The organism is Paracoccus simplex, from assembly GCF_042648325.1.
Lineage (GTDB): Bacteria > Pseudomonadota > Alphaproteobacteria > Rhodobacterales > Rhodobacteraceae > Paracoccus > Paracoccus simplex.
Genome location: NZ_JBHRXE010000008.1, coordinates 204,560 through 218,138, shown reverse-complemented (window position 1 = coordinate 218,138; position 13,579 = coordinate 204,560). Strand labels below are relative to the sequence as shown.

Genomic DNA, 13,579 nt, shown 5'->3' with positions numbered 1-13,579 from the left:
GCCCCCGGCGCGCTGCCCGCGACTCCCCCGGGGTATTTGGAAAACGGTGAAGGATGGGCCGGCGGCGTCGCGGCTCAGGCGAATTGCTTGGCGAGCTTCAGCCCCTGGCCCTGGTAGTTCGAGGCGATGCCGCTGCCATAGAGCCGCTCGGGCCGGGCGGCCATGCGCTCGTAGACCAGCCGGCCGACGGTCTGGCCGTGTTCCAGCGCGAAGGGCGCCTCGTGGCAGCGCACCTCGAGCACGCCGCGCGCACCCTGTCCGGCCGCGCCATGGCCGAAGCCCGGGTCGAAGAAGCCGGCGTAATGCACCCGGAACTCGCCCACCATGGCCAGATAGGGCGCCATCTCGGCGGCGTAATCGGGCGGGATCGCCACTGCCTCGCGGCTGACCAGGATGTAGAAGGCGCCGGGGTCGAGGATCAGCTGGCCGTCGCTGCTGCGCAACTCGTCCCAGAAGTCGCGGGCCTGATAGGCGCCGATACGGTCGAGGTCGATGACGCCGCTATGCGGGCGGGCGCGGTAGCCGACCAGGTCGCCGGTTTCGGGCCGCAGATCGACCGAGAAGCCAAGGCCGTCGTCGATCAGCGCCTGGCCGGTGACCAGCGGCTCGGCCGCGTGCAGGCCGCGCAGCTCGGCATCGGTCAGCACCGCCTGGCCCTGGCGCAGCCGCAGCTGGTTCAGCCGCATGCCGGGCCGCACCAGCACCGAGAAGCTGCGCGGGCAGATCTCGGCATAGATCGGGCCGTCATAGCCTTCGGGCAGACGGTCGAACTCGGTGCCCTCGTCGGTGACCAGCCGCGTCAGCAGATCCAGCCGGCCGGTCGAGCTTTTGGCATTGGCGACCGCGTCGAGACCGGTCGGCAGCGACAGGCGCTCCATCAGCGGCACCAGGTAGACGCAGCCCTTTTCCAGCACCGCGCCGCCGGTCAGGTCCATCCGGTGCATCTCGAAATCCTTGAGCCGGTCGCTGACCTTGCGCCCGCGTCCGGCCAGGAACGAGGCGCGCAGCCGCCAAGCCGTCGTGCCCAGCCGCAGGTCGAGGCTGGCGGGCTGGACCTGTTCGGGCAGGATGGGCTGGGTGGCCGAGATCGCGCCGCTGGCGATCAGCCGGCGCAGGGACGAATCGGGAAGCACACCGTTCACACGGAACCCTTTCGGCAAAAGGAAACGCCCACCCCCGGACGGGGATGGGCGTTTTCGGAATGGTCGGGCCGGCGAGATTCGAACTCGCGGCCTTCCGCCCCCCAGACGGACGCGCTAACCAGGCTGCGCCACGGCCCGACGAGGGGCATATAGAGCGAAGCGGGCGGCCAGCACAAGGGGCGAAGCACGGAAATTTCGGCAAGAATCCTGATTGCTGCGGACAGGCTGCGGCCCTGGGCGGGAAACGCATCCGCCATGCGGCTTAGCGGGCGCCCTGCAGCGCGGCGCGCAGGGCCCCGGCTTGGGCGGGCAGGGGCCGGCCCTGCAATTCGCAGCCGCGCAGGCCGGCCGCGGTGGCGGCGAGGCGGCCGAGCCAGCCGGTCGCCAGCGGCCGTTCCAGACCGGCGAAAAGCGGCAGCGATTCGGTCTGCCGGGGGGGGCGGGGCGCGGGGCGGGGCGGTTTCGCGGCCGAAGCGGCGGGCACGGCCGGGATATCCGCCCCTTGCGGGGTTTCGGCCTGCGGATCGGGGACGGCCAGACGCACGGCCGGGGTGCGGACGGGACGCTCGGCCGCAGTCTCCTCGGCAAGGCTTTCGCCCAGGCGCGCGGCGCCGATCTCGCGCAGGCCGGCGCCGCGGTCGGCGGCGATCAATCGCTTGGCGCCGCGAATGCTCAGCCCTTCCTCGCGCATCACCTGGCAAAGGCCGGCGGCCAGGCGCACGTCATCGGGTCGGTAATAGCGGCGCCCGTCGGCGCGCTTGACCGGCGAAAGCTGCGAAAATTGCGTTTCCCAATAGCGCAGCACATGCGGCGCGACGGCCACGAGGCGCGAAACCTCTCCGATGGAACGAAAGGCGTCGGGGGATTTGCTCATCAGCCCTTGCGCCTGTTCCCGGCGGCCACGCGGTCCTTCATCAGATGCGAGGGGCGAAAGGACAGCACCCGGCGGGGCGTGATGGGGACTTCCTCCCCGGTCTTGGGATTGCGGCCGATGCGTTCATTCTTGTCGCGCACCGAGAAGGTGCCGAAAGAGGAGATCTTGACCTGCTCGCCGCGCACCAGCGCGTCCGAGATATGGCCGAGCACGCTTTCGACAAGTTGGGCCGATTCGTGGCGGGAGAGGCCCACCTCACGGAACACCGCCTCGGCCAGGTCCATGCGGGTCAGGGTAGTGTCGCTCATCTCGGAAACCTCTTGAATGGTGGGAAGGATGATTTCTTTACGGCGCCAAGTCAACAACCCCGGCCCGATTCCGTTCCCTGGAACCCCGATTTTGTTCCGCATTATTCGCGCCTTACCGGCGGGGCGCTGCGCAAGCTGCGCTGCCTGCCGCTTGGAACGGCGGGATTCTCGTCCTATCTTGGTAGAAGAAGCACAAGTGAAACGGGAATGTCATGGCTGGTGGCTGGGCCCGCGACGACGCGGTGAACGAACAGATCGACGTCTCGACTCGGGAGGCGATCGAGCGGATGCGGCAACGCAATGCGCAGCGCGTGACGCGCGAGAGTGCGGCGTTCTGCGACGAATGCGACGAGCCGATCCCCGAGGCGCGGCGGCAGGCGATACCCGGGGTGCGGCTTTGCGTGGACTGTCAGTCGGGCCGCGACAAGGCCTGGCGGCCGGCGGCCGGGATCAATCGGCGCGGCTCGAAGGATTCGCAGCTGAAATAACGGCTTACCAGCGCAGGACGACCGAGCCCCAGGCCAGGCCGCCGCCGATGGCCTCGGCCACCAGCACGTCGCCGGGCTTGAAGCGGCCTTCGGCATCGGCCACCGACAGCGCCAGCGGGATCGAGGCGGCCGAGGTGTTGCCGTGATCGGCCACGGTCAGCACCACCTTCGCCATCGGCAGGTGCATGCGTTTGGCGGTGGCCTCGATGATGCGCAGGTTGGCCTGGTGCGGCACCAGCCAGCTCACGTCCTCGGGCGTCAGCCCGGCCTTGTCCAGCGCCCGGTGGGCGGTGTCGGCCAGTTTCTCGACCGCGTGGCGGAAGACCAGGTTGCCCTGCATGCGCAGATGCCCGGCCGTGCCGGTCGAGGCGACGCCGCCATCGACATAAAGCAGGTCGCGATATTGCCCGTCGCTGTTCAGATCGGTGGCGAGGATGCCGCAATCGGCCGAGGTGCCGTCGCCTTCTGCCGCCTCCAGCACCACCGCGCCGGCGCCGTCGCCGAACAGCACGCAGGTGCCGCGGTCGGTCCAGTCCATGATGCGGCTGAAGGTCTCGGCGCCGATGACCAGCACCCGCTCGGCCAAGCCGGCGCGGATCATCGCATCGGCATTGGCCAGCGCATAGACGAAGCCGGCGCAGACCGCCTGCAGGTCATAGGCGAAGCCGCCGCGCATCCCGAGCCCCGCCTGGACCATGGTCGCGACCGAGGGGAAGGTCAGGTCGGGGGTCGAGGTGGCCACGATCACCGCGTCGATCTGGTCGGCGGCGATGCCGGCCTTGTCGAGCGCGGCCCGGGCGGCGAGAATGCCGAGGTCGCTGGTGCGCTGGCCCTCGGCCGCGAAATGGCGCCGCTCGATCCCGGTGCGGGTGCGGATCCATTCGTCGCTGGTGTCCAGCTTGTCCTCGAACCAACTGTTCTCGATCACGCGTTCGGGCAGGTAATGGCCGGTTCCCCGGACGATCGCACGCCGCATCAGGACGCCTCGCTTTCCTTGCTGCCGTTGATTTGGCCTGCCGCCGCGACGGATTGCGCCACGCGCGCCGCCAGCCGGTCCTGGAATCCGGATTGTGCCAGCCGGAAGGCCAGCTTGATGGCTGCCGAGACGCCGGTCGCATCGGCCGAGCCGTGCGATTTCACCACCGTCCCGTTCAGCCCCAGAAAGACGCCGCCGTTGACGCGGCGCGGGTCGATCCGCTTTTGCAGCCGCTTGAGCGAGCCCATGGCGAGAAGCGCGGCGAATTTCGACATCACCGACTTGCCGAAGGCTTCCTTGAGAAGATCTCCGACCAGTTTCGCGGTGCCCTCGCCGGTCTTCAGCGCCACATTGCCGGTGAAGCCGTCGGTCACGATCACATCGACGCGGGACGAGGGCAGGTCGCCGCCCTCGACGAAACCGACATAGTCGAAATTCGCCGCCTGCGCCGTGGTGGGGATCAGTTCATGGGCCTGTTTCAGCTCGGGCCGGCCCTTGTGTTCCTCGGTGCCGACATTCAGCAGGCCAACGCGCGGCCGCTCCAGCCCGAAACCGTTGCGGGCGTAAGAGGCGCCCATCAGAGCATAGGTCAGCAGATCCTGCGCATCGGCGCGGATATCGGCGCCGACATCCAGCATGACGTTGAAACCCTGCGGATTGCGCGAGGGCCACAGGCAGGCGATGGCCGGCCGGTTCACGCCGGGCAGCTTGCGCAGCCGCAGCATGGACAGCGCCATCAGCGCGCCGGTATTGCCGCAAGAGACGGCGGCGGTCGCCTCGCGCTGACGCACCGATTCGAGGGCGGACCACATCGAGGTGCCCTCGCCCTTGCGCAGCACCTGGCTGGGCTTGTCGCCCATGGACACCACGCCGGCCGCGTCGCGGATGTCGCAACGCTGCAGCAGGTCGCCGCGGCGGCCTATCAGCCGCTGCAGCTCGGCCCGGGGGCCGTGGACGATGAAGCGGATATCGGGGTTCTTTCCGGCGCTCTCGGCCATGCCGGCGATCACCGTCGCCGGGCCCCGGTCGCCGCCCATCGCGTCAACCGAGATCACCACGCCGTCCCCGTCGCCGGGGGCGCGCGGCAGAGCGCTGGTATCTGCCGAAGCCATATCCGCGGTCAGTCCGCTCAGGCCGCGTCTTCGTCCAGGTCGACCTCGTTGGCCTGCGCGACGACCTCGCGATCGGCGTAATGGCCGCAGGAGGGGCAGACGTGATGCGGGCGCTTCAGTTCGCCGCAATTGGTGCATTCGTTCGGGTTGCCGGCAACGAGCGCGTCATGCGAACGGCGCATGTTGCGGCGGGACCGGGTAACTCGGTTCTGAGGGACGGCCATGTCTCAACCTCAAGGGGTTCGGGGGGCAACCCGGCTGGGCGGCCCCGGATTCTGATTTCGGTTCTGGGGCGGGGCATAGGCCAAGTGAGCGTCGGCCGCAAGGCGCGAAACAGGGCAGCGCGCACGGGGGCAACGGTCCGGGTCATCCCCCGCCGGTCGAATGAAGGCGGGAAAATAGCGCGTTTCTGGTTTTTCGCAAGGGAAAACTTGGCCGCGGCGCGAGGAAGGCGAAAGCCTTGCGTCGCGGCGCTGGCCCGACGGGAATATCGGGCAAACGGAAGGCGGCGGCCGGAGCCCCGGACCGGCCCCGCGGGGGCTCAGCGGCCCAGCTTGGCGTGGATCTCGTCCAGGTCGATCTCGTGCCGGGGGAGCTTGTTGTCGGGATCGTCGAAGTCGTATTTGAACAGCTGGAAATCCTTCTTGTAGATTTCCCAGACCAAGTGCCGCGACAGGTCGTCGAAATAGTCGCTGACCTTGTGGGCGCGCTTGGGCCCGTGGCCTTCCGATTCGTTGAACTTGGGCACGTCGTTCACGTCCAGCTTCACCGGCGTCGGCGCGGCGTCCAGCACTTTCTGCATGCCGTCGTTGAACTTCTCGGTAAAGAAGATCTGGTCGTAGCGGCCGCCGTTCACGATGAAGGTCGAGATATGGCCGGACATGGCCGACCAGTGGATGTCCGGCTCCATCGGCCGGCGCCAGCGGATGGTGTCGCGCGCGAACAGCAGGAAGCGGCGGAAGCTGGCGACCTGGTCGAATTCGAAGCCGTTCTCGGGGCTGCCCACGTCGACGCCGTAGCGCTGGATCAGCTGCGGCACCAGGTTGCCGCGATAGCGCTTGCCGTTTCTCTGGATGCCGGCGATCTTGTCGAAGAACGAGGACAGGATGCGCGCATAGGGGTTCCTGACGCAGGTGAAGGTCAGGGATTTGTGGGCCTTGACGTTTGCCTCGATCAGCGGCTGGCTCTCGTCCTGGTTCCACTTGTGCAGGCCGCTGGTGGAATCGTGGATGTCGCCGTCGAAATAGCGGCCATGGTCGGAATAGAACATGATCTGCCCGATCGAGGAGCAGGCGCATTTCGGGACCACGCGATAGACCATGCTGGCGCTTTCCGTCATCCAGGTTCCTGGGAAACCCATTCTCATCTTCCCCTTCAAATCTCTGCGCCTGGCATGGGCAAGGCACACGCCCGGGTTGCCCGTCCAGCCAAAATCGGTAAGGACACAAAGCAAATCGCCGGCAGAGATTCAACCTGCTGCAGAGCGTTCGGGCGCGTGGATCGGACAGGACGGTGAAATAGCATGGCACGGATCGCCTTCATTCTGCTCTGCCACAAGGACCCCAAGGGCGTCATCGCGCAGGCGCAGCGGCTGACCGCCTCGGGCGACTATGTCTCGATCCATTTCGACGGCCGCGCCAGTTCCCGGGATTTCGAACGGATCCGCGCGGCGCTGGGGGACAATCCCTCGGTGGTCTTCGCGCAGCGGCGCTGGAAATGCGGCTGGGGCGAGTGGTCGCTGGTCGGCGCCACGCTGGAGGCGGTGCGCGCCGCCGTCGTCGCCTTTCCGCAGGCCACGCATTTCTACATGCTGTCGGGCGATTGCATGCCGATCAAGTCGGCCGAATACGCCCATGCCTTCCTGGACGCCGAGGATTGCGACTATATCGAGAATTTCGACTTCTTCGAATCGGACTGGATCAAGACCGGCTTCAAGGAAGAGCGGCTGATCTATCGGCACTGGTTCAACGAACGCACGCGGAAATGGCTGTTCTACACCAGCTACGATTTGCAGAAGCGCTTCGGCTTCAGCCGCAAGGTGCCGGCCGACATCCAGGTCATGATCGGCTCGCAATGGTGGTGCCTGCGCCGCCAGACCGTCGAGAAGGTGCTGGAATTTTGCGCCAGCCGCCCGGATGTGCTGCGGTTCTTCTCGACCACCTGGATCCCGGACGAGACCTTCTTCCAGACCATCGTGCCGCATGTGGTGCCGCGGCGCGAGCTCCGTGCCCGGACGCTGACCTATCTGGTCTTCACCGATTACGGCATGCCGGTCACCTTCTATAACGACCATTACGACCTGCTGATCGGGCAGAACTACCTGTTCGCCCGCAAGATCAGCCCCGAAGCGATCCGCCTGCGCGAGCGGCTGGGGGCGCTCTGGGCCGCCACCGGGGTGCATTTCCCGATCTCGAACGAGGCGAGCGGGCTGTTTCGCTTCCTGACCGCGCGGGGCCGGGTCGGGCGCCGCTTCGGCCAGCGCTTCTGGGAGACCGAGGGCAGCCTGGGCCGCGACAACACGCTGCTGCTGGTGGTGGCAAAGAAGTGGCATGCGGCCAAGCGGCTGACCGCGGCGATCCGGCGGCACAGCACCATCCCGGCGGTGGATTTCCTGTTCAACGAGCCCGAGGCGCATCTGCCCGACCTGGGCGGGGTCGAGACCACGATCGAAAAGCGCGACCGGCATCGCCGCGCCTTGATCCGGTTGCTGTTCGAGCAGTTCGAATCGAATCAGCTGGTGATCTGCCTGGACCCCTCGGCGCTGCATCTGATCCAGGATCTGATGTCGGACAAGGCCGACACCCGGCTGTTGCTGATCGATTCGCAATTCGACGACGATTACCTGCGCGGCCATATCGACCGGGTCGGCCTTGCAGGGGCGCAGACCGCGCCCGAGGTGGTCGAGCGGCTGCTGCCGACGGTGCGCGCCGATCTGGAGCACGAGGCCGAACGCCTGCGCGACATGGATTTCTCGGCCTTCCATTCCGTGGCCCCCTGGCGCTCGGCCGAGGAGAATGCCGCGCAGCTTGCCCGCTTCCTCGATCTGCCGCCCGATGCGGCGCTGAAGCTGGCCGCGACCGAATATCTGTTCGACGATTGAGGAGAGAACCGCCATGCCCGCCTATGACGACAGCAACATCTTCGCCCGCATCCTGCGCGGCGAGATCCCCAATGACACAGTGCTGGAGACCGAGCATACGCTGGTCTTCCGCGACATCCGCCCGCAGGCGCCGGTGCATGTTCTGGTGATCCCCAAGGGCGCCTATGTCAGCTATGACGATTTCGCCGCCAATGCCTCGGAAGCCGAGATCGTGGATTTCCACCGCGCCGTCGCCCGGGTCACGCGCGATCTGGGCGTGACGCTGGAGGGCGGGCAAGGCTTCCGCGCCATCACCAATGCCGGTGAACATGGCGTGCAGGAGGTGCCGCATTTCCACATGCATATCCTGGGCGGCCGGCCGATGGGGCGGATGGTTCAGCCGGCCTGAGGCGGCGGGCGCGAGGTCAGCTGGACGAAGACGTCCTCGAGGTCCGGCGCCTCGACCGCGACGTCGCGGATCGGCAGCCGGGCTTCGCGCAGCGCGTCGATCAGCCGGTCTGCCGGGATGCGCGATGGCGCGTAGCTGAGCGCAAGCCGGCCGTCGCCGCGCCGCTCGGCCCGCACGCCCTCGGGCAGGGCGGGCAGGGCGCGGGCATCGCCGGTATCGACGACCAGCGTCTTGGAATCGGCGCGGCCGAGCAGGGCGGCGGTTTCCTCGCAAAGGATCAGCTCGCCATGGTCGATGATGGCGATGCGGTCGCACATCTGCTCGGCCTCTTCCAGGTAATGCGTGGTCAGGATGATGGTCATGCCCTGGTCGTTCAGCCGCCGCACGTTGCGCCACAGCATCTCGCGCAGCTGGATGTCGACGCCCGCCGTCGGTTCGTCCAGCACCAGGATCTGCGGCCGGTGCACCAGCGCCTTGGCCAGCAGCAGCCGCCGTTTCATGCCGCCCGACAGGTGGCGCGAATAGCTTTCCGCCTGGTCGGTCAGCCCGACCAGCTCCAGCAGCTCGTCGGTCCAGCGCTCGCGTCTTGGCACGCCGTAGAGCCCGGCCTGGACCTCAAGGCTGGCGCGGGGGGTCAGGAACGGGTCGATGTTCAGCTCCTGCGGCATGACGCCGATGGCGGCGCGCGACTGGCGCGGGTTCACGTCCTGGTCGAAGCCCCAGATCGTCACCCGGCCGGCGGTCTTGCGCACCAACCCGGCCATGATGTTGATGGTCGTCGATTTGCCGGCGCCGTTGGGGCCGAGCAGGCCGAAGATCGAGCCGGCGGGAATCGACAGGTCCAGCCCCTTCAGCGCATGTTTCGCCGGCGCCTTGCCGGCGGCGGCATAGGTCTTGGTCAGACCTCTGATTTCGATGGCGTTCGGACTGCTTGCAGGGGCTGGCATCGGCTCATGGCGTTCATTATGATCGCCGCCGGTTTAACCGCGTTTGTCGTCAAAGCTCAAGGAACCGCCATGACCATCCCGGCCCCCGAGATCCAGACCGTCACCTCCTGGAAAGTCGCCTGCGACGGCGACGAGAAGCGGGGACTGGGCCATCCGCGCGTCTGGCTGGCCATTCCGCAGGATACCGGCTGGGTCGAATGCGGCTATTGCGACAAGCGCTTCGTCGTCGATCGCGAGCGCGCGCACGACGATCACTGAGCCCGGCTGCGGCCGGTCTTTCCCAAGCGGCGAGGCCGCGCCGGCGGCGGCGCGGCGATGCCTCCGGCGGGGGTATTTTTGCAACGGTGAAGGCCGGGGAAGCGCGGTCTTGGCCCCGGGGCCGCTTCGTGGCATCAAGGCTGCCGAACGCAAAAGCAGGGGGCGCGCGCATATGACGGACGGATTCGGCAAGGGCCATCACCTGCACCTGATCGACGGCTCGGCCTTCATCTTTCGCGCCTATCATGCCCTGCCGCCTCTGACCCGGCGTTCCGACGGGCTGCCCATGGGGGCGGTGGCGGGGTTCTGCAACATGGTGTGGAAATACCTGCAGGACGGCAAGGGCTCGGACCAGCCGACCCATGCGGCGGTGATCTTCGACCATTCGGCGCGGACCTTTCGCAACGACATCTATCCGCTCTACAAGGCCAACCGGCCCGAGCCGCCCGAGGATCTGCGGCCGCAATTCCCGCTGACCCGCGAGGCGACCCGCGCCTTCAACATCGCCTGCATCGAGACCGCGGGCTTCGAGGCCGACGACATCATCGCCAGCCTGGCCTGCCAGGCCCGGGACGCCGGCGGGCGGGTGACGATCATCAGCAGCGACAAGGACTTGATGCAGCTGGTCGGCGGCGGGGTCGAGATGATGGACCCGATCAAGGCCAAGCCCATCGGCCCCGAGGAGGTGCGCGAGAAATTCGGCGTCGGGCCCGAGCGGGTGGTGGACGTGCAGGCCCTGGCCGGCGATTCCATCGACAACGTGCCGGGGGCGCCGGGGATCGGCATCAAGACTGCCGCGCAGCTGATCCAGGAATATGGCGATCTGGAAACCCTGCTGGCGCGGGCGGCCGAGATCAGGCAGCCCAAGCGCCGCCAGACCCTGATCGACCATGCCGAGCAGATCCGCATCTCGAAGCGGCTGGTCGAACTGGATTGCCGCATGGCGCTGGATTTCAGCCTGGAGAGCCTGGAGATCCGCGAGCCCGATCCCGAGACGCTGCTGGAATTCCTGACCCGGATGGAGCTGCGCACCCTGTCGAAGCGGGTGGCCGAGCGTTTCGGGACCGAGGCGCCGACCCTGGCCGAGGTGGCGGCCCCGGCGGCCAGCGCCGAGCCGGTTGCGCCCGTCGCCGAACTGCCGGCCATCGACCGCGGCCTTTACGTCACCATCCGCGACGAGGCCACGCTGGCCGAGTGGCTGGCCGAGATCTCCGGGCAAGGCGTGGTCGCCATCGACACCGAGACCACCGGGCTGGACGAGATGCGGGCCGAACTGGTCGGGGTTTCGCTTTGCACCGGGCCCGGGCGGGCGGCCTATCTGCCGCTGGGCCATGTCGATGGCGCCGCCGACCTTTTCGGCTCGGGCGCCCGGGCCGCGGGGCAGATGGATCTGGACCGGGCGCTGGCGATGCTGAAGCCGGTGCTGGAGGATCCTTCGGTGCTGAAGATCGGCCAGAACATCAAGTATGACTGGAAGGTGCTGGCCCGCTATGGCATCCGCATGGCGCCTTTGGACGATACCATGCTGCTGTCCTATGCGCTGAACGCCGGGGCGCATAACCATGGCATGGACGAGCTGGCCGACTTGTATCTGGGCCATCGCTGTCTGCCGATCAAGGAGCTGATCGGCTCGGGCAAGGCGCAGATCAGCTTCGCGCAGGTGGCGATCGACAAGGCCAGCGAATATGCCGCCGAGGATGCCGAGGTGACCTGGCGGCTGTGGCATCACTTGCGCCCGAAGCTGGCCCCGAACCGTGTCGCCACCGCCTATGAGCGGCTGGAGCGGCCGATGATCGGCGTGCTGGCCGATATGGAGATGGCCGGCATCCGCATCGATTCAGAGCATCTGAAGCGCATGTCCAACGCCTTTGCGCAGAAGATGGCCGGGCTGGAGGCCGAGATCCACGAGCTGGCCGGCGGTCCGTTCAACGTCGGCAGCCCCAAGCAGCTGGGTGAGATCCTGTTCCAGCGCATGGGCCTGGCCGGCGGCAAGCAGGGCAAGACCGGCGCCTTTTCCACCGGCGCCGAGGTGCTGGAGGATCTGGCCGCCGAGGGCCACGCCTTGCCGGCGCGGGTGCTGGACTGGCGCGCGATCTCGAAGCTGAAATCGACCTATACCGATGCGCTGCCCCTGCATCTGAACCCCGAGACCGGGCGCGTGCACACCAGCTATTCCATCGCAGGCGCACAGACCGGACGGCTGGCTTCGACCGATCCGAACCTGCAGAACATCCCGGTCAGAACCGATGAGGGGCGGCGCATCCGCGAAGCCTTCGTCGCCGGGCCGGGGATGCGGCTGGTTAGCCTCGACTACAGCCAGATCGAGTTGCGGATCCTGGCGCATGTGGCGCAGATCCCGGCGCTGAAACAGGCCTTTCATGACGGCATCGACATCCATGCCATGACCGCCAGCCAGATGTTCGGCGTGCCGGTCGAGGGCATGGACCCGATGATCCGCCGCCGCGCCAAGGCGATCAATTTCGGGGTGATCTACGGCATCTCGGGCTTCGGCCTGGCGCGCAACCTGCGCATCCCGCGTGCCGAGGCGCAGAGCTTCATCGACACCTATTTCGAGCGGTTCCCCGAGATCCGCGCCTATATGGACCGCACCGTGGCCGGCGCGAAGCAGGACGGGTTCGTGCGCACGCTGTTCGGGCGGCGGATCATGACGCCGGGCATCAACCAGTCGGGGCCGGCGGCCGGCGGCGCGCGCCGCGCCGCGATCAACGCCCCGATCCAGGGCGCGGCGGCCGACATCATCCGCCGGGCGATGATCCGCATGCCGGAGGCCGTCGCGCATTTGCCGGCCAGGATGCTGCTGCAGGTGCATGACGAACTGGTCTTCGAGGTCGAGGAAAGCGCGGTGCCCGAACTGGTCGAGGCGGCGCGCGGGGTCATGCAGGGTGCGGCCGATCCCGCGGTCCGGCTGGACGTGCCGCTGATCGTCGATGCCGGGCATGGGCTGAACTGGGCCGAGGCGCATTGACGGCCGGCGGGCGCGCGGGCTGCGCGGCCGCAGGGGTATTGGGGCAACGAAGAAGCCGACAAGGGAGGGTGGAATGGGCCATTCGCATGCGCATGAGGGCGGGCACGGTCATTCGCATCTGCCGGGTGGGGCGGGCGACGGCACCATCCTGATTGCGGTGGTGGTCAACCTGATGCTGACCGGGGCGCAGATCCTCGGCGGCTATGTCGCCGATTCCACGGCGTTGATCGCGGACGGGGTGCATAATCTCTCGGATGCGCTGGCGCTGGTTCTGGCCTTCGGTGCCCGGCGGCTGGCGCGGCGGCCCGCCAGCCCCGAGATGAGCTATGGCTGGGGGCGGGCCGAGATCGTCGCGGCCTTCGTCAACTATATCGCGCTGATCGCGGTCTCGGTTTGGCTGGGGATCGAGGCCTTGGGGCGGCTGGTCGAGCCGCCGCAGGTCGCGGGCGGGCTGGTCATGGCACTGGCGGGCTTCGCGCTGCTGGTGGACATGGCCACGGCGGCGCTGGTCTGGCGTGCCTCGAAGGACAGTGTGAACATCCGCGCCGCCTTCCTGCACAACCTGGCCGATGCGGCGGTCTCGGTCGCGGTGATCCTGGGCGGGGCGCTGATCTGGGCCTTCGGCTGGAATCTCGCCGACCCGGTGCTGACGCTGCTGATCTCGGCGGTGATCCTGTGGCATATCGGCCGGGAGATCGGGCCGGTGATGCGCATGCTGATGTTGGCCGCGCCCGCCGGAGTCGACCACGCGGCGCTGATCGGCGCCATGACCGGTGTCGAGGGCGTGGCCGCCGCGCATCACCTGCATCTGTGGCAGATCGACGAACGGCGCACGGCGCTGTCGGCGCATCTGGTCATCGCCGGGGGTGCCGATCCGGTGCTGACGGTGCGCCGGGTCAAGGCCCTGCTGCGGCGGGATTTCGGCATCGACCATGCCACCATCGAGACCGAACGCGCGGGCGAGGCTTGCGGCGACGACCATGACGGCCATCGCCATTAA

General features: G+C 67.7%; 14 protein-coding genes and 1 tRNA gene. 6 read left to right on the top strand and 9 right to left on the bottom strand.

Features of this window, described 5'->3' with window-relative positions:
• Positions 1-74 precede the first annotated feature (74 nt).
• From ACFOMP_RS04015 to ihfA, 4 genes are all read right to left on the bottom strand, one after another.
• Positions 75-1,142: a 2'-deoxycytidine 5'-triphosphate deaminase gene (locus tag ACFOMP_RS04015; RefSeq protein ID WP_289895053.1), complete on the bottom strand. Its 1,068-nt coding sequence runs from the start codon at positions 1,140-1,142 to the stop codon at positions 75-77.
• A gap of 60 nt (positions 1,143-1,202) precedes the next feature.
• Positions 1,203-1,280 (bottom strand) — tRNA-Pro (locus ACFOMP_RS04010).
• A gap of 124 nt (positions 1,281-1,404) precedes the next feature.
• On the bottom strand, positions 1,405-2,016 hold the full coding sequence (locus ACFOMP_RS04005; RefSeq protein ID WP_379028025.1) for a MerR family transcriptional regulator: 612 nt from the start codon (positions 2,014-2,016) through the stop codon (positions 1,405-1,407).
• Positions 2,016-2,324: an integration host factor subunit alpha gene (gene ihfA / locus ACFOMP_RS04000; protein WP_289895055.1), complete on the bottom strand. Its 309-nt coding sequence runs from the start codon at positions 2,322-2,324 to the stop codon at positions 2,016-2,018. Before ihfA ends, ACFOMP_RS04005 begins: the two co-directional genes overlap by 1 nt.
• A 212-nt stretch (positions 2,325-2,536) precedes the next feature.
• Here ihfA and ACFOMP_RS03995 point away from each other — a divergent pair, with 212 nt between their 5' ends.
• Positions 2,537-2,812 carry a DksA/TraR family C4-type zinc finger protein gene (locus tag ACFOMP_RS03995; RefSeq protein ID WP_289895056.1) on the top strand — a complete coding sequence of 92 codons (276 nt, stop codon included), beginning with the start codon at positions 2,537-2,539 and terminating at the stop codon, positions 2,810-2,812.
• A 4-nt stretch (positions 2,813-2,816) separates the two neighbouring features.
• On the opposite strand, the gene ACFOMP_RS03990 is transcribed toward ACFOMP_RS03995, so the two are convergent.
• From ACFOMP_RS03990 to ACFOMP_RS03975, 4 genes are all read right to left on the bottom strand, one after another.
• Positions 2,817-3,788, bottom strand: coding sequence for a beta-ketoacyl-ACP synthase III (locus tag ACFOMP_RS03990; protein WP_379028022.1), 972 nt, complete (start codon positions 3,786-3,788; stop codon positions 2,817-2,819).
• Positions 3,788-4,900, bottom strand: coding sequence for a phosphate acyltransferase PlsX (gene plsX / locus ACFOMP_RS03985; RefSeq protein ID WP_289895058.1), 1,113 nt, complete (start codon positions 4,898-4,900; stop codon positions 3,788-3,790). Before plsX ends, ACFOMP_RS03990 begins: the two co-directional genes overlap by 1 nt.
• Before the next feature lie 17 nt (positions 4,901-4,917).
• A complete protein-coding gene (gene rpmF, locus ACFOMP_RS03980; protein WP_155037761.1) occupies positions 4,918-5,124 on the bottom strand; it encodes a 50S ribosomal protein L32 in 207 nt (68 codons plus the stop codon).
• Between the two features lie 317 nt (positions 5,125-5,441).
• Positions 5,442-6,260: a sulfotransferase family protein gene (locus tag ACFOMP_RS03975; RefSeq protein WP_379028020.1), complete on the bottom strand. Its 819-nt coding sequence runs from the start codon at positions 6,258-6,260 to the stop codon at positions 5,442-5,444.
• A gap of 162 nt (positions 6,261-6,422) precedes the next feature.
• Between ACFOMP_RS03975 and ACFOMP_RS03970 the strand changes: the two genes are divergently transcribed.
• Together ACFOMP_RS03970 and ACFOMP_RS03965 are read left to right on the top strand one after the other, a co-directional pair.
• Positions 6,423-8,000, top strand: a complete 1,578-nt coding sequence (locus tag ACFOMP_RS03970) for a DUF5928 domain-containing protein (protein ID WP_379028018.1) — start codon at positions 6,423-6,425, stop codon at positions 7,998-8,000.
• A gap of 13 nt (positions 8,001-8,013) precedes the next feature.
• The gene (locus tag ACFOMP_RS03965) at positions 8,014-8,388 is read left to right on the top strand and encodes a histidine triad nucleotide-binding protein (protein WP_019352952.1); all 375 of its coding nucleotides are present in this window, start codon (positions 8,014-8,016) and stop codon (positions 8,386-8,388) included.
• Here the strand turns inward: ACFOMP_RS03965 and ACFOMP_RS03960 are convergent.
• Entirely contained in the window at positions 8,376-9,335 is a 960-nt protein-coding gene (locus ACFOMP_RS03960; RefSeq protein ID WP_379028016.1) for an ABC transporter ATP-binding protein, read from the bottom strand. The two genes, ACFOMP_RS03965 and ACFOMP_RS03960, sit on opposite strands and share 13 nt — an antisense overlap.
• A gap of 69 nt (positions 9,336-9,404) precedes the next feature.
• Here ACFOMP_RS03960 and ACFOMP_RS03955 point away from each other — a divergent pair, with 69 nt between their 5' ends.
• The 3 genes from ACFOMP_RS03955 to ACFOMP_RS03945 all read left to right on the top strand — a co-directional run bounded on the left by ACFOMP_RS03955 (position 9,405) and on the right by ACFOMP_RS03945 (position 13,579).
• A complete protein-coding gene (locus ACFOMP_RS03955) occupies positions 9,405-9,593 on the top strand; it encodes a zinc-finger domain-containing protein (protein ID WP_379028015.1) in 189 nt (62 codons plus the stop codon).
• A 172-nt stretch (positions 9,594-9,765) separates the two neighbouring features.
• A complete protein-coding gene (gene polA, locus ACFOMP_RS03950) occupies positions 9,766-12,579 on the top strand; it encodes a DNA polymerase I (RefSeq protein WP_379028013.1) in 2,814 nt (937 codons plus the stop codon).
• Positions 12,580-12,652: 73 nt separating this feature from the next.
• Positions 12,653-13,579: a cation diffusion facilitator family transporter gene (locus ACFOMP_RS03945; RefSeq protein ID WP_379028011.1), complete on the top strand. Its 927-nt coding sequence runs from the start codon at positions 12,653-12,655 to the stop codon at positions 13,577-13,579.